11 protein-coding genes are annotated in these 17,234 nt (G+C 44.6%); 5 read left to right on the top strand and 6 right to left on the bottom strand.

What is annotated here, in order from left to right; translation table 11 throughout:
- Positions 1-248 precede the first annotated feature (248 nt).
- Positions 249-3,524: a PAS domain S-box protein gene (locus QUA33_RS11435; protein WP_333148702.1), complete on the bottom strand. Its 3,276-nt coding sequence runs from the start codon at positions 3,522-3,524 to the stop codon at positions 249-251.
- A gap of 543 nt (positions 3,525-4,067) precedes the next feature.
- Here QUA33_RS11435 and gatB point away from each other — a divergent pair.
- The 5 genes from gatB to QUA33_RS11410 all read left to right on the top strand — a co-directional run bounded on the left by gatB (position 4,068) and on the right by QUA33_RS11410 (position 9,893).
- Positions 4,068-5,570, top strand: a complete 1,503-nt coding sequence (gatB, locus tag QUA33_RS11430) for an Asp-tRNA(Asn)/Glu-tRNA(Gln) amidotransferase subunit GatB (protein ID WP_333148701.1) — start codon at positions 4,068-4,070, stop codon at positions 5,568-5,570.
- 361 nt (positions 5,571-5,931) lie between these two features.
- A complete protein-coding gene (locus tag QUA33_RS11425; protein ID WP_333148700.1) occupies positions 5,932-7,098 on the top strand; it encodes a pentapeptide repeat-containing protein in 1,167 nt (388 codons plus the stop codon).
- A 43-nt stretch (positions 7,099-7,141) separates the two neighbouring features.
- Positions 7,142-7,726: a Uma2 family endonuclease gene (locus tag QUA33_RS11420; RefSeq protein ID WP_333148699.1), complete on the top strand. Its 585-nt coding sequence runs from the start codon at positions 7,142-7,144 to the stop codon at positions 7,724-7,726.
- A 187-nt stretch (positions 7,727-7,913) separates the two neighbouring features.
- Complete coding sequence (locus tag QUA33_RS11415; RefSeq protein ID WP_333148698.1) at positions 7,914-8,552, top strand: Uma2 family endonuclease; 639 nt, start codon at positions 7,914-7,916, stop codon at positions 8,550-8,552.
- A 108-nt stretch (positions 8,553-8,660) separates the two neighbouring features.
- Positions 8,661-9,893: a pentapeptide repeat-containing protein gene (locus QUA33_RS11410; protein ID WP_333148697.1), complete on the top strand. Its 1,233-nt coding sequence runs from the start codon at positions 8,661-8,663 to the stop codon at positions 9,891-9,893.
- Between the two features lie 406 nt (positions 9,894-10,299).
- On the opposite strand, the gene QUA33_RS11405 is transcribed toward QUA33_RS11410, so the two are convergent.
- From QUA33_RS11405 to QUA33_RS11385, 5 genes are all read right to left on the bottom strand, one after another.
- Positions 10,300-10,680, bottom strand: coding sequence for a response regulator (locus QUA33_RS11405; RefSeq protein WP_333148721.1), 381 nt, complete (start codon positions 10,678-10,680; stop codon positions 10,300-10,302).
- Positions 10,681-10,852: 172 nt separating this feature from the next.
- Positions 10,853-11,236, bottom strand: coding sequence for an Hsp20/alpha crystallin family protein (locus tag QUA33_RS11400; protein ID WP_333148696.1), 384 nt, complete (start codon positions 11,234-11,236; stop codon positions 10,853-10,855).
- 116 nt (positions 11,237-11,352) lie between these two features.
- Complete coding sequence (locus QUA33_RS11395) at positions 11,353-11,733, bottom strand: response regulator (protein WP_333148695.1); 381 nt, start codon at positions 11,731-11,733, stop codon at positions 11,353-11,355.
- A gap of 57 nt (positions 11,734-11,790) precedes the next feature.
- Positions 11,791-15,225, bottom strand: coding sequence for a PAS domain S-box protein (locus tag QUA33_RS11390; RefSeq protein WP_333148694.1), 3,435 nt, complete (start codon positions 15,223-15,225; stop codon positions 11,791-11,793).
- A 74-nt stretch (positions 15,226-15,299) separates the two neighbouring features.
- On the bottom strand, positions 15,300-17,204 hold the full coding sequence (locus tag QUA33_RS11385) for a response regulator (RefSeq protein WP_333148693.1): 1,905 nt from the start codon (positions 17,202-17,204) through the stop codon (positions 15,300-15,302).
- Positions 17,205-17,234 lie beyond the last annotated feature (30 nt).

The following is a 17,234-nucleotide window of genomic DNA, read 5'->3' as shown; positions in this document are numbered from 1 at the left end:
TACTCTCAAGACCTTTATTTACCACAGGGAGTCTAGGGCTGACTGAACCTATGGGGGAGCGTCCCTATTCTGTAAAAAGGTTTTTTTAGGAGTGCAAGCATCTTGCACAGCAAAGCCTATATCTTTCGCTTCCATCCCTCACAGGTAACACTCGTGTCAATCTAAAATTCTCACGCTCTCATCGATTGTGACTTATTTAAGTGTATAAGAGTTTTAAATTCTAAATTTAAAACTCTTATACACTTAACTTACGAATCTATATTACGGTTTGAGATTGTTTGCCCTAGTTTAAAGTAAAACGTGGCTCCTTGACTAGGTAGGCTTTCGGCCCAAACCGTGCCGCCGTGGCGGTGAATGATCCGCTGGACGATCGCCAAACCTATGCCCGTACCTTCAAATTCTCTCTGGGAGTGCAGCCTCTGAAAGGCTCCAAACAGGCGATCGGCATATTCCATCGGAAAACCCACGCCGTTATCCTTGATAAAAATCGTCCCATCAGGTAAGCCCTCAATAACTATTTTAGCCGGAGTGCGTCTGCGGCTGAACTTGACGGCGTTGCTAATCAAGTTGCTGAACACCTGTTGCAGCAAGGTTGGATCTCCCATTACCGTCGGCAACTCTCCGACGGCAAATTCAACGCTGTGGGGAGTTTGGTTCGGATCGGCGACGGTTGGGGGTTTAGTCAATTTAATCGCATTTTGTACCAAACGGCTCAGATCGATCGGAATTTGTCTCAACTCGGTGCGAGTCACCCGCGACAGGGCGAGCAAACCGTCAATCAACAGGCTCATTTTTTGGCTGCTGTCTTCAATTACTTCCATATAGTGAACTATTTTGCGATCGCTCAAAGCCTCAGTTAATTCTAGCCGCTGCTTCAACGCTTCTATAAAACCTGAAATGTGTCGCAAAGGTGCGCGCAAATCGTGGGAGACTGAGTAAGAAAAAGATTCTAATTCTTGATTTGCAGCTTCTAATTGCTCTGTACGTTCTGACAAAGCTTGTTTTGTCTCTACCAACTCAGTGATATCGCGAGCAGTGCCAATTAAAGCATAAACTTCACCGTTGAGATTTCTCAGCGGAATTTTAAACGTGTCGAAGTAAGCATTGCCACTCGGTATCACCACAAATTTTTCCTGGAAGTGCAGAGTTTTGCCGGATTCAAATACCTGCAAATTTTCCCGGCAAAATCGTTCTGCGATCTCGCTGGGATAGCACTCAAAAATAGTTTTGCCCTGCATCTGCTGCCTGCTGTCGAATCCGGAAAATTGGGCAAGGGGATGGTTGACAAAAGACAAGCGCATATTGTCCCGTTCTACAACATAAATGCAGTCCGGTAAAGTATCAAAAAATGTCTCTAATTCTGCGGTACGCTGGGCGACTTGAGCTTCTAAAGTTTCGTTGAGTTCTTTGAGTTCAGCTTCTACTCGTTTGCGTTCGGTAATATCTTGACCAATACCGATACAACTGCCGTCGGAAAGGCGAACATTAGCCCAAGAAGTGTCGATAATTCGCCCGTCTCTAACTTTTGTTTTGAAGTCGCTCCAGTTCTCATTGGCTGCTTGGATTTTATCGAAAACGTATTGACGGTATTCTGGCTGCGGATAAAATTCGGCCAAGATATCGCGGCCTTTGATTTCTGCCAAACTCCAGCCGAGCACTTGTTCCCAGTGGCGGTTTACCCAGTTTATTTTACCGTTTTCGTCTAATAATCCCAGCATGATCGGCACGTTATCGAAGATAGTTTGCAGCAGTTCTTTTTGCTGTTTTAATGATTCTTCGGCTTGTTTGCGATCGCTAATGTCGAGTACGGAACCGATAATTTGCCTCATTTGTCCGTCTGGGGTTCTATTGAAGATTGTAGACCGAGTGTGTACCCAGCGCCATTCCCCATTTTTGTGTTTGATTCTGTAGTCTCTGTCATCCGTTTCATAGGGATTCCTGCTGTGTTTTAGTCGCTCTATGCCTGTAATTAGCTTTAACACATCTTCGGGATGAACTAAGTCAGCGAGAGCGTCTGTACCCAAATTTTGCAATTCTTGGGGAGTGTATCCCAGCATGGCTGTGAGCGATTCATTTGCATAAATATTTTTGTTTTCTACTGCATCGTAAATGTAGAGAAAGTTAGGTATTGTTGTAACAATACTCTCTAAAAGTTGCTGATGTTTTTGCAGTTCCAATTCTGCATGCTTGCGCTCGCTTAAGTCCAGCACAAAACTGACGCCTAACTGCTTCGTTCCTTCTAAAAAGGTGCTACCGAGCAGCACAGGAACGCGACTACCATCGGAGCGTATAAATTCTTTTTCAAAGGGAACAACCGTATTTCTAGCCTTCAGTTCGGCAACTTTTTCTGTATCTAAACGCACGTATTCTGGCGGTGTCATTTCTTGCCAGTTAATTCTTCCTGAAAGCAGATCGTCCCGCGTATAGTTTACCGAGTTTAAAAACGCGGCATTCGCATCTGTAATGCTGCCGTTAAGGTTCCAAAAAATTAGGCCGATCATGTTAGAATCAACTAGAACTCTAAATTTGGATTCGCTTTGCCGCAACTGGGATTCGACTTGTTTTAGCTCTGTGATGTCGCGGGCGATGGATAAAACAGTTTTTACTGAATTGTCTTCAGCAAACTCGGGAATGACTCGACAGTGGTAATGTTTTATGCCCTCGGATGTGGGAAACTCAAATTCTATGGTTTCTTGTTGGCCGGTGCCAAAAACTTTCAGCAAAGTCTCGTCCCACAGGTCGCACAAGTGGGGTGGCATTCCTGATTGTCTGTTGCTTTTGCCAATCAATTCTGCGGGGGTTTTTCCGGTTGCTGATTCTACTGCGTGGTTGATGTAAAGGTGGCGGAATTCTCGATCGAACCGGGCGATGATATCAGGCGCATTTTCGGCTAGGGCGCTGAAAGCTTGTTCGCGCTGGTGCAGTTCTTCTTGAGTGCGGTGGTATTCGGTTACGTCTCTGGCAAAAGAGAGAATTGAAACTACTGTTCCCGATTCATCAATTAGTGCAGAATTGTACCATTCGCAGTAAATTACCGAGCCATCTTTGGTATGGTTGCGGTTGTGGCTAATGTTGCGGGGTTCCCTGCCCTGTAAAAGTTGATTTGTGACAGCGCACACTTGCTCGAAGTCTTCTTGATGAACTATTGACCATTCCTGCCAGTCATTGCCGATTACTTCTGCTGCACTCCAGCCAAATATTTGTTCTGCCATTGGCGACCACCGCACTATCCGAAATTCCCTGTCCCACTCTATAACTGCCATTGGCGAGTTTTGTAGGTGCAATTCCAGCCGCGAGTTGGTTTGTTTTATCTGACTTTGAAGTTGCTGGCGGAGTTGCTTAGCCTCGGCAAAGCGATCGGTGATTTCCTGTGTGTTTGCTGAGCCAGCGTTGGCAATGCGAGCAATGGTTTCTGCTGTTTGTTTTTCGAGTTCGTTCCAAGCTAGTTCGAGAGCTGATTCCGCCTGCTCTAGCTCAGTGATGCTGTTCTGAAACAGTGTGGCACTTTCAGGAATTTCAGGCATATTTTTGACACTTAGGCAAGTGTTACTTTTACAATTCAAAATTAAAGTTTAAAAATTAAAAATATGTAATTGTTATGCCAAATTATACATTTTTAATTTTTAATTTGTGCGCGGAGCCGATCGCTGTCGGCGGGCGGTGCTATTAAAGACAGTCACTAAAAGGGTCTGGCGTGCAGATCGATCGGCAATTGTGGTCGATCGGTCTAAAACTCTCTTGGGTAAGGGAAGGGTACGGGGAGGAGCTGGCCCTAAGTATATTTTTGCACAGAGTTGTTGTTTGGAGGCGATCGAAAGGATATCGGCGTGGGTTGGGGCGTGGGTCGATCGCCAATCTGTAGCAGGGCGTTGCCTATGCAGATCCCCATTTGTCTCAACTAAACACGCTTTCTCAAAGTCTGGCAGGGGTTTAAACCTCCCGAACTAAGGGTTTGACGCGCTTGCTGACACCAATGAAACCGCCCCTACCTACAAATAATCTCCAATCACTTTGGCCAATAAAAAGCTAAAATAAAATCTAAAGTTATTCAGTCTTTTAAATTGCTTATGACTGCTGCTGTACCCTCTTCGATAAAAACCCAAACTCAGTACGAAGCCATTATTGGTCTCGAAACTCATTGTCAATTGAGTACGAATACTAAAATTTTCTCCAGTTCTTCTACAGAATTTGGCAATACTCCAAATACTAATATTGACCCAATTTGTATGGGAATGCCTGGAGTATTGCCAGTATTAAATCAAAAAGTTCTGGAGTATGCGGTGAAAGCAGGGCTGGCTCTCAACTGCGAAATCGCACCTTACAGTAAGTTTGACCGTAAGCAATATTTCTATCCCGATTTGCCGAAAAATTATCAAATTTCTCAGTTCGATTTGCCGATCGCTACTAACGGCTGGCTAGAAATTGAACTGGTGGATGAGACTGGAAATTCTACTAGAAAAAAAATTGGGATCACTCGCTTGCACATGGAGGAAGATGCCGGAAAATTGGTTCACGGTGGCAGCGATAGGCTCAGCGGTTCTACTTATTCCATGGTGGATTACAACCGTGCCGGTGTGCCTCTAATCGAAATTGTTTCGGAACCGGATTTGCGATCGGGCGCCGAAGCTGCTGAATACGGTCAAGAATTGCGCCGGATCGTGCGCTACATCGGTGTTGGCGACGGGAATATGCAGGAAGGTTCGCTGCGGTGCGACGTGAATATTTCGGTGCGCCCGGTGGGCAGAAAAGAGTTCGGCACCAAGGTGGAAATTAAAAATATGAACTCTTTTAATGCGATCGAACGGGCGATCGATTATGAGATCGAGCGGCAAATTCAAGCTGTGGAAAATGGCGAAACCATCGTCCAAGAAACCCGGCTGTGGGATGAAAACAAGCAGTGTACTTTCAGTATGCGGGTTAAGGAAGGTGCAAGCGATTATCGGTATTTCCCGGAACCGGATTTGCCTCCGATCAAAGTTTCGGCCGAGCAATTGCAGGATTGGCAAGCTCAACTGCCAGAATTGCCGGCAATGAAGCGCAATCGCTACGAAACTGAGCTCGGTCTTTCTCCCTACGACGCGCGGGTGTTGACTGACGACAAAGCGGTGGCGGAGTATTTTGAAAAATCGATCGCCGCCGGTGCTGTGGCTAAACAAGCTGCGAATTGGGTGATGGGCGATATTACTGCTTATCTGAAAAATGAAAAACTGGCAATCGCAGAAATTCCTTTCCAACCGCAGGATTTAGCCGAACTGCTGGGGCTAATGGATGCCGGTACGATCAGCGGCAAAATCGCTAAGGATATTTTGCCGGAGTTGCTGGCAAACGGTGGTTCGCCTCAGAAGTTCGTTGAGAGCAAGGGTTTGATTCAAATTTCGGATACTGGGGCGATCGAGCGAGCGATCGATGCGGTGTTGGCCGCCAATCCCAAGGAGCTCGAACAGTACCGAGCCGGTAAAACTAAGCTGCTGGGCTTTTTTGTCGGCAAGGTGATGAAGGAAACGGGCGGCCGGGCCGATCCCAAACTGACCAATGAGCTGCTGGCGGCGAAGCTTAACGGCCCAGCCTAAGCAGTTGTTAAGGGGGTCGTGTAGCGGATACAGCGGCGGGCGATCGGTTTTTCCTGAGCTCGCCCTTCTCGCGAGATCGTAACTTTATAATTAATCTACATTTCTTTACAACATCTTCACGTTTGGGGGTGACACCCCTCATCCTAATAGTGTTATATTGTGTTATGTAGATGCACCCTGATGGCAGAGAGAGTTACTTAGGTAGCTCTCTCTTTTTTTTGTCTTTTTTTTTGCACGGACGTGAAAATACGGATGGGAGAGGGGGATTGACCATACCGATCCCCGATTACTGATTACCGATTAGCAATTACCGCTTTGAGTCGATTAATATCAACTTTAGTTATTAACTAATTTTGACATTATGAGCGAACAAGCTAGCGAGCTAATCAAGCAGGGGATTTCGCAATATCAGGCGCGTCAATTTGAGGCGGCGCTGGGTTCTTGGCAGGAAGCGCTGGGGCTGTATCGCTCAATGGACGATAAGCGCCGATCGGGTGCGGCGCTGGGTAATATGGGCGTAGCTTACGAAGCGCTGGGAAATTATGTTCAGGCGATCGACTGCTACCAGCAGCATTTGGTGTTAGCGCGGGAAATTGGGGATCGCCGGGGCGAGGCAAATGCTTTGGGAAATTTGGGGAATGCTTGCTGTGCTCTGGAGGATTTTTCTAGTGCTATTGATTACCAGCAGCAGCGTTTGGCGATCGCGCGGGACACTGGCGACGGGCGCTCTGAATTGGAAACTTTGGGCAATTTGGCGCTAGCTTACGATGCTAAGGGAGATTTGCCTGGTGCGATCGAATGTTATCAGGAGCAGTTGTCGATCGCGCGCGCCAGCAAGGACGATCGCATTGAGCGCAATGCTCTCAAGAATTTGAAGCTCGGTTACAAGTATTTAGCAGATTACGAGAAGGCCGACGAGTACCGACAGCAGCAATTGGCGATCGTCCGGGAACTGTTTTTAATTGATAAAAATAAGAGTTTTTTACAACTTGCAGAAACAGTTGGTTTGAATCCGATTGAGGATTTTGCTGGAGCTAATTTAAGCGGTTTTGACTTGCATTACACTGATTTTAACGGTGCGGATTTGCGCGAAACCAACCTCCGAGGCGCAGACTTGACTTTGGCCGATCTCAGCGGTGCTTTGCTGAGCGCTGCTATTTTAATTGATGCTAATTTGTGCAATGCTAATTTGCGGGATGCTGAACTCAGCAGCGCCAATTTGAGCGGTGCTGATTTGCGGACAAAGCTGCCCAGGGCGAATTTGAGCGGTGCAAATTTAACTGGTGCAAATTTGAGCAGTGCTTATTTACCGAATGCGATTTTAGTAAATGCAAATTTGACAAATACTGATTTCAAGAATGCTGATTTAAGCGGTGTTAATTTGAGTGGTGCGAATTTAAACGGTGCTGATTTGAGCCGCGCTGATTTGAAAAATACAGTGGTTAAAAATGCGAAGTTTTTGGGTTGTGTCGGAATTTCGGAAGCCCTGAAGGTTGAATTGATGGCACGGGGCGGGATTTTTGAGTAGAATTAATTGGAAAGGTTGGTAATTGTAGAGGGTAAGAAAAGCTATGACTGCCGTAACTGCAAAACGATTCTCGATCGCCGAATATCACCGTTTGGGAGAACTGGGTTTTTTTGAACCGGATGACAGAGTTGAATTGATTCGCGGAGAAATTATCAAAATGGCTGCCAAAGGTAGGTTTCACTCGGATTGCAATACTCTTTTAGTTGAGGAGTTAATCATTTTACTGGCAAGACGCGCTCGCCTGCGTGTACAGAAACCGATTATTTTGTCTGATGAGAGCGAACCCGAACCCGATCTAGTTATTGCCCGCCGTTCTGACAATTATTTATCTCCTCACCCTCGACCCGCTGATATTTTGCTGGTAATTGAGGTTTCGGATTCTACTTTGAAATACGACAGGAGAACCAAGTTATCTCTCTATGCTGAATCGGGAATTTCGGATTATTGGATATTTAATTTGGTAGATATTCAACTGGAAATGCACAGCGAACCTTATCAAAAACAAAGAGGTGGTTTCGATTATCGAGTCAAACGAGTGGTTTTGCGGAATGAGGTTGTGGTAATTCCAGGTTTCCCAGATTTGTCTCTCGATTTATCTGCGGTATTTCCGGCGCAGATTGGTGACTAAACATTGTGCCTCGACCGCACATATTTTAACTCCCTAATTAAAGAGCGATCGAGCTTTTTTCGATGATATAATGTAAAATTGCGGTCGAACGAAGCATAAAAATAGCACTATCATCCAAAACAATAAGGTTTCTGACCCGGCGGCATTTATTTGCGGTAGAAATCTAAAATCTAAAATCTAAAATCAGATGACTGCTCAAACTCTCTCCCCGCCCGAACAAATCGTCACCCTATCGGGTATCAGTTGGCAAACCTACGAAACTTTGCTGGCCGAAATCGGCGATCGGCAAATTCGACTGACATATAATCGTGGCAATCTGGAAATTATGGTACCTTCTCCAGAACACGAACGCTTCAAACAAGTATTGGGTCGATTTGTTGAAACCTTAGCGGAAGAATTAGAGGTGAGAATTGAGCCTCTTGGTTCCACAACTTTCAAGCGTCATGAACTTAGCGGTGCAGAACCGGATGAATGTTTTTACATCCAAAATCTTAGTGCAGTTAAAGGCAAAAAAAGAATCGATCTGACTCAAGATCCGCCGCCGGATTTAGTGGTGGAAATTGATATTACCAGCCGTTCGGAAAATACCTTGCAGGTTTATGCGGATCTGGGAGTGCCGGAAGTTTGGATTTATAATGGACTGCGGCTCAGAATCAACAGATTAGAAAATGGAGAATACGTTGAGGGCGAGCTCAGTTTAGCATTTCCCAGCTTACCGATATTAGAGATTGTCAGATTTTTGGAACAAGCAGAAACAATGGATTATTTGGAATTAGTAAAAGCATTTCGGAATTGGGTAAAAAGCCAAATTCAGCAAGACCAATGAGTTGCGGACCGGATTAAACAAAATTTACAATTTCAACCCACAAAAAAAAGCTGTATTGTGATAAAATAGAGATGATAAACTAATTTAAATATCAATTACAGGCTGGTAGTGCCAGCAATTCTACCCGATATGCGATCGCTAGAGTCTCACAACAAATACCCAGATTGCTTGTGGATGCAATTAGAAGCAATTCCAGTTCCATCGGTTGCACCCCAAACCCAGCAGCTCGACATTCACTTGAGCCTGAATTTTAACGAGCATTGGGAACCCCTGCTAGGTGGTCGCGTCAAATTCGGTCTGCAAGGCGGGACGCTCAAACTCTATCTAGAAAACTGCGAAATACCCGTAGCCTCACGTCAGTTAGTCGGTTCTTTCAAGCTTTTGCCAATAGAAGAAATCCTGGCAATTCAAAGCAGTGCAGAAAATTTAGTAACCGAAATTCAGCGGGGAGTTCAGGGCCGCGAGAATTTAGAAAAAATTAAGGAGACAGAGAGCATATTTTGTCACGTTTCCACAATCAGCGATGATACAACGCCAGCTTGGATTTTTGCAGTAGAACAAGGCAAATCAGTATTAAAAGGTTTGCTAAAAAGTGCTAAGCTGGGAGAAATTGCTGCCAAAGAATTTCGGGTGGCGGCAGCTTTTGAAGTGGCTAAAGAAGATATTTATCTCACAGATGCTGAGGGTTTGTGGCCGCACGAAATTACGCCAAATCAACATTCAGTTTTAGAAAGAATCCTGACTGTATACCTGCAAGAAAATAAACTCAAACCTGCTCTCAGTTGGGCGCTATTATCCTACAATTTGCCTCCGGTTGAACCGCGCGAACTGAAAATTGTCCCGGAAGCTGAATCCGAATTGCAGGAAATGGTCGATCGCATTATCTCCGCTGAAACCGACAATTTTGTAGAGCTGGCCCAAATCGCCAATCTCAATCCAGCACTGGATTTCGCGGGTAGCAGCTTGCGCGGAACGACTTTAAGTGCAGTGGATTTTAGCAGCGCAAATCTCGATCGGGTAAATTTCCGGGGTGCAAATTTAAGCGATGCCGATTTCAGCGACGCCAACCTGCAAAATGCCAAATTCGGCGGTGCAGATTTGAGTGGTGCTTTCTTAGGAAATGCTGATTTAAGCGGTGCAGATTTGCACAAAGCCAGTCTAGCTTTAGCTAACCTCAGCGGTGCCAATTTGAGCGGCGCAAATCTGCTGGAAGTGAACTTAACAAATACAAATTTCAGCGGTGCGAATGTCGAGTCAGCCAGATTCGGGAACAATTCAGGAATGGATGAGGAGATGCAGGTGAATCTACAGCAGCGAGGCGCAATTTTTGAGGAGGTTTAATCGGTAAGTGCGAGCTCCCTTTTATTCATCCGCCTCCATTGTGGCGCGGGCGTGACGCCTGTGTGATGGAATTTCACCTTAAAACTACCGCCTCTGAAAAAAGTTGCTTCTTAGTTATCCTTAACTCTCTAACTACATTTATAGAGAGGGATGAACCGTAGCTGTTAAGAGGGTAAACAGGCATTTCTTGCCAACACTGACGACAAAACCAGTATACTTGACTTTGGCGAAGGTGACGCAGCATTTGATTCGTGCAGCAAGGACAGCTTGTCATAAAAACCTCTTTTTTGTCGACGAAAGTGTATTTTTCTTTTGTTGCCAAGTGCTGTAAGCTGGGTGGAAGCAGCAACTCTATGAATGTAGAGGTAAACTCTTAAGAATCCTGCGTCTGCCATACCAGGGAGTGTCAATCATTCCATCCCAATATTTCTGCCACTTTTCCCGGCAGGGTTGTGGGTTCAAATGGTTTGCGAATTACCCCAGCAACACCCATTTTGGCAAATTCAGCCATATCGCTTGACATAACTCTTGCTGTCAGCAGAATCACTGGAATCGATCGAGTTATGGGATCGGATTGGAGGATCTCGTACACAGCAAACCCATCCATTCCCGGCATTGATAAATCCAGCAAAATAGCATTAGGTCGTTCTGTTTCTAGGATTTGTAAACATTCTTGTCCGGATTCGGCCACCAGGGTGTTCCATCCCGCGAGGTCTTCCAGGCACAACTGTACGAGTTCGCGGAGGTGTTCTTGGTCATCAACGATGAGAATTTGTTTCCCTATCATCTTGTTTTCGGGCAGGAGCCTGCCATCGTAATTAGCTACTTGCAAAGCGTTCATTTTTTTTGATTATAAATTAATTTTTGGGTTGCCAATTGGGTCTCAAATACACATCTTTAAGCAACCGCTCAAAGATGTGTATTTGAGAGTTGAATCCGAACTTCGGATTGCTCAACTCTCAATTCTTTAGCAAGCGAATTGTTAAACGATCCTGGTGTATTTTAGCCACATAGATTTCAGGATGTACGCGGTGGGGCAACGGGATGAGACTTTGAAATCCCCTAGGAAGGTAATAACCTTCTACTCCAGCCACTTTGGTAGGTTGACCTTGAATTAAAACAGTTTCTGGAGTGATTTGGAGATTCAACTTGACAAGATGAATGTCAGAAATGTGAACTTTAAGGATAAGTGTCAAATCCTTTTCTTGAATTTTAATGCCTGCGATCGGTGTTTCCTCTGTATGAGCAATCCAAAGTGTGGATTGCTGACAACCAGTAGGCAAACCGGAAAATGAACCTGCGAGATCCTGATTTACATCCTTCAAAGCCTGAAAAGCATTCATTGAGTCTCCTTCTAATGCAAAGAACTGTTAGCTGCATAACAGGAGACTAAATAGCAACGGTAAGGAATTGGTAAAGATTCCGTTATTGTTACAAAACTTGACAAAAATGGTGAAAGTTATTCATTCCATCCCAAAATCTCTGCTACTTCTTCCGTCAAGGTGATGGGTTGGATCGGTTTGGCAATTACCCCAGCTACCGCCATGTGGGCAAATTTTGCCCGATCGCTGGGCAAAACTTTCGCTGTCAGCAGAATCACTGGAATCGATCGGGTAATCGGATCGGACTGGAGGATCTCGTACACAGCAAACCCATCCATTCCCGGCATAGATACATCCAGCAAAATAGCGTTGGGTTGTTGTATTTGCAGTATTTGTAAACATTCCTCTCCCGATCCTGCCCCCACTGTTTTCCATCCGCCTAAATCTTCTAAGCAGGCTTGCACAAGTTCCCGAAGGTGTTCTTCATCGTCAACAACTAGAATTTGTCTGTCTGTCATGGGATTTTGGATTGGAGATTTTGGATTTGGGATTGATGCTACAGATTAATCTAAGCGTTATTCAATGGTGCGTAAGGGTAGGGTAAAGCAAAATGTGCTGCCTTCACCTAAGATACTTTCCGCCCAGATTTTGCCGCCATGCCGCTCAACAATACTGCGACAGATTGCTAAACCTAAACCGGTGCCTCCTTTTTCGCGGGAGTCGGAGGCATCGACTTGCTGAAATCGACCAAAAATGAGTTCTAGTTTATCGGCAGGAATGCCTCGTCCGCGATCGCTAACTTGGAACAGCACAAAGTCTGCCTGGTTTTCGGCACTCAGATGAATTGTGGAATCGGCAGGTGAGAATTTAATCGCATTACTGAGCAAATTTGTTAAGGTTTGGACGATCGCATCTCTTGTTGCCCAGACTTCTGCATCCGTGGGGGTAACGATTAATGAGATCTGCTGTTGAGTAGCCAGCGCTTGAGTGCTATCTACTGCTTGCTGCATCAAATCGGCAGCTTTGCAAACGGTTTTCTCCACAATTGCCCGCCCGGAGTCTATGCGCTCCAAATCTAAAATATCATTAACCAGGTTCACTAAACGATTGGTATCGAGGATGGCAATTTCAATCATGCGTCTAGATTTTTCGGGCTTTTTATCATAAACCCCACTTTTTATTAGCCCCAATGACATTTGAATTCCTGTCAAAGGAGTGCGAAGTTCATGGCTGACAATGCCAATGAACTCATTTTTAATGTGTTCGAGCTTTTGTCGTTCGGTAATATCTTCCCCAATGCTGATAGTTCCAATGATGTTTCCCTCTGAATCTTGCAGCATGGTATTGTTCCAGGCAATGAACCGTTCTTCACCCGATTTGGTCAAGATAAAATTTTGATAATAGGGATGAAAATTATGGGCTAAAACTTCTGAAAAAATAATTTTAACTGATTCTTGAAGAGAACCTGGTAAGAAGTTTTCAAACCAATTTTTTCCAATAACTTCTGGGTGAGTATATCCGGTAATTTTTAAGAAGAAAGGATTAACGTAATTGACATTTCCCTCTATATCAAGTCCGACAACAATCAACTGCACGTTATCCAAGAGCGATCGCCAGCGCCGTTCGGCTTCTCGGATCGTGGCTTCGGCTTGCTGGCGTTCTTGCAGTTCTAGCTGAAGTTGTCGGTAGAGTTTAGATTGCTGAATGGCGATCGACAATTGGCTGGCAATCTGTTCAAGTAATTCTATTTCCCACGATTGCCATTGACGAGGTGCCGTATTTTGGTAGATAGCTAACAAACCCCAGAGATTTTCTCTCAAAAATATCGGGAAAACTGCATAACTTTTTGCTTGAAATTGTTCCAGTAGATCGATATGACAGGGTTGAATTTCAGCCCGGTAAATATTATCAATAATAAAAAATTCATGATTTCGGAATCGACCGCCGTGAGTTTCTTGCAGATAGGTATCTGCACAATTTTTTTGAATATCGCTCCCTATCAGTTTTACCCAACCCTCACCAACTGACTCCACGACAAAATCACCACTCCAATCAGGATTAAAGCGGTAAATGGCAGTGCGATCTGTTTGTAATGTCTGCCTGATTTCAGTAACAGCAGTATTTAGAACCGCATTCAGATCCAAAGATTGGCGAATCCCTTGAGTAATCCTCCATAGCAAATGTTCCTTTCGGGATTTCTGTAGTAAGGCTGCTTCCGCCTCTTGTCGAACTTCTTCGAGGTGCTTCGCTACTGTGATATCTTGATGAACGGCCACCAGAACATCGCCATAGTCGGAATGATTGAATACAGAGCAAGTTGCACTACACCAAAATGGAGTCCCATCTTTCTTGACATTGTGGACTTCATAGCTAAATTCACCCCTTTGTAAAACAGCAGACCGAATGGCTTGATTTACATCTTCAGGACTGACCGATTCGTTGCCATAGTTGAGAATCGAAACGTGCTGACCGTTGAGTTCGCCAAAGTCATAGCCAAACATCTGCTCAAATTTAGGATTGGCATAGACAATAACTGCATTATCTGCTCTTACTAAGCAAATTCCTTCCGCCATGTTGCGGGTAATGACAGCCTGAAGCTCCAGCATTTGTTCGGCTTGTTTAAGTTTAGTCAGATCGCGCAGACTGACGATTACCCCTACAATATTTTCGCCTATATCACGTAAAGGCGTATAAGTAACGCTCAAAAATTGCGGTACTAAATTGGGAGAGTCAAACCACTTTTCATACTGAATTGTTTCTCCCGCCAAACATCTATCTAATCGAGGTTGAATGAAGTTATCAAACAACTCTGCACCCAGGATGTTCCTAACACAATTTCCGATAACTTCGCTTTCAGATTTGTTGCACCAAGTCAAATAACCTGGATTGGCTATTTGATAAATATAGTTGCGATCCATCAGCGCAATCCCATCTCTTGTATTGAATAGGATGCGTTCATATTGGCGGAAGGCTTCTTCAGTACGTTTGCGATCGGTGATATCAAATACGCTAGAACGACTCATCATGAAGTTACCTGCTTCATCATAAATTGCTGTAGCATTTAAGTTTATCCAAATGGGTTTTCCGCTTTTATTCAACACCTCAAACTCTAAATTCTCGATCCAGCCTTGTTTTTTAAATAAGGGAAAGTTTTGATAAAATTTTTTTTTACTTTCAAGTGTCATTAAATCAACAAATTTCTTTTGGTTTACAATTTCATCGCGGGTATAGCCTAACCACTTCAGTTCCGTATCATTAATCATAATTATTGTTCCTGCTGCATCTAGGGAATGATAGCCACAGGGAGCATTATTATAGAGGTCTTCAACTTGACTGAGCTCGTGTTGCAAACTATGGTTGACTTCACTGAGTTCTGCTGTCCGTTCTATGCCTCGTTGTTCGAGTTCAGTATTGAGTTGTTGTAGGGCAATTTCTGCTTGTTTTGGCTCCCTCAGTTCCGTTTGTACTTGCTCAAATAAATCAGCTTGCTGAATGGCAATTCCAGCTTGAGTTGCTAGCTGTCGCATGAGCTCAATTTCTGAGGGTTGCCATTCGCGAGGTGCTGCACACTGATGGGCAATCAATAATCCCCAAAGTTCTTCTCCCTCAAGGATAGGAATAACCAGGTTAGCTCTCACTTGAAAAGTTGCCAGGAATTCCCGGTGACAAGTATCAATTCCGGCAGTATAAATATCTGATTTAGAGGTGAATAAGCCTTGTTTGAAGGGTTCGATATAGCTTTGACCCAAGCAAGGATCGTGTATCTGAGTGGATAATATTGCTGTCCATTCTGAACCAACTGACTCTACCACCACCTTTCCGTTCCAGTCTGGAGCAAATTGGAAGATAATTACGCGATCGCATTGCAGAATGTTTCTGAGCTCCGTGACCGTAGAGTTGAGAATATCTTCTAGTTTGAGGGATGCGGAGAGAGAAACTGCTGTTTTAGCCAGGATTGGGTGTGGCTGTTGTTGCCATTTCCCATAATCTTCATCAGTATGTTCTATCATTAATCTACTTAATTAATTACATTTTTTAGATTGAGGCGGAAACCGGGTTTTTAGCCCTCGTGCGTAAGTTCTATTTAACTATTCGCAGGCTTAAGTAAAGGACGAGTGCGCTTGATTCGGCTGAGTACCCGCGTGACTAATTCAGGCCCTAGTACCGGCTTGGTAATAAAATCATCGGCTCCCGCTGCAAAGGCTTGTTGGAGAGATTCTGGATCGGTATGGGCTGTCACCACCAAAATCGGTAAATTTTCCCATTGGATATCCTGTCGGACGACCTGACACAATTCTAAGCCGCTGACGATCGGCATTTCTAGATCCAGCACTACTAAATCGGGCTCAGTGCTAATTAACACCTCCCAAAATTTCTGTGGTTCTTTGAGAGTTGTCACCTCAATTCCCCAAGGAGTCAGTAACGCGGATAATTTAACCAGCATCACAGGGTCATCATCTACGATTAAGACTTTGGCTTCTGAAGTTTTGGGACTGGGTAAAACTCGCGCGATGGCTCGAAAAATTTGCTCGGTGGTTGCAGGTTTGTGGAGAAATTGCTTAGCACCTAAGCGCGATACTGCCAAGCGATCGGCAAGACTATCTCGTCCGGTAAAAACAATTATAGGAAGAGTAGGCGATCGCTCGGTGAGTTCTCGCAGTAGCGTCAATCCATCTTCCTCTGTCTCTGCAAAGCTTAAATCTAGTAACATCACATCGGGCATTGACAAGGCAAGATGCGATCGGGCATCAGTAATATTCCGCGCAATTTTTATGCGAAATCCCCAAGCTTCGGATTCTACTTTCAATCGCTCCGTTAATGCAGCATCATCATCAACTACCAAAACCCGATAGTTGAAAGTTGAAATAGTAGAAACTGGTACAGCCGTTGATGTAATCGGTGTTTTGTCTAATTCCTGCTGTAATCCTGTCACCAATTCCGAGAAGTCGGTAATTTCCTCAGCAGTGAAAGAGCGATCTTTTATTAGCAAATGCTCTGCAGAACGTGCCAATTTCGAGCCTTCGGGATAACCCAAAGATCCCAGAGATCCTGCTAATTTATGAGCTTCATGTTTGGCAGCTCGCTGTAATTCTGTTTCTAAATTTCCGGCTAATAGATCAGTTTTTGCCTGTTCCAATACAGTAATTTGTTGGTTGAATACTCCCCGAAACCGCTCTAACACTTTGTCGCTCTCAGACTTATCTATCCGGCGAGATTGAGGTTTTTGGGTGCGCTCAATCCCAGGATTAGTTGAACTAGATGACGCAGATTGGGGGTACGGTTTCAGTCGATAGCCCATGCCATAAACTGTTTCGATGATTTCTTCAGTTAAGCCGCCGGCCTTCAGTTTCTTTCTAACATCCTTAATATGAGTGATAATAGCGCGATCGGTTGGTGCGTCGTCAAATCCCCAGAGACGATCCAAAATAGCACTGCGGCTAAAGATGCGATCGGGATTTCGGAGTAATAATTCCAGCAGATTATATTCTGTCGCTGTCAGTGAAATTATTTGTTCGCAAAATGTCACTCTACCAGCATCCAAATCTAAACAAAGATCTCCCCAAGTCAATGTATTAGCCGCTGAATTCTGAGTAGAACCTGCTGGGGAAAGTGCTTTACTGCGTCGCAATAAAGTTCGGATTCTTGCCAGTAATACTTCCGTAGCAAAAGGCTTGCTGATGTAATCATCGGCTCCCGCATCGAAAAGAGCCACCACCTCCGCATCTGAATCCTTTACCGTCATTAACAGGATCGGTTTGCAGTAGCCTTGCGATCGCAGTTGCCGACATAGACTAATTCCATCTAGTTTGGGAACCTGCACGTCTAACAAAATCAGGTCATACTCAATTGCTGCTGCCAAGTCTATGCCCACTTGTCCATCATTTGCCCGATCGAACCCGTAATGATTTGCTTCCAAAACCTTGGCGAGTGTTGAACTCAGCCCTCCATCGTCCTCTACTAGCAGAATTTTTATGGGAGACTTCTTCATTTTGGCTGTGCGGTTCAATTTCCATGCGAT

The sequence above is a fragment of the Microcoleus sp. Pol14D4 genome, from assembly GCF_036701245.1.
Classification (GTDB): Bacteria; Cyanobacteriota; Cyanobacteriia; order Cyanobacteriales; family Microcoleaceae; genus Microcoleus.
Note: the sequence above shows the minus strand (reverse complement) of the source record. Positions and strands in the feature narration are given on the sequence as shown.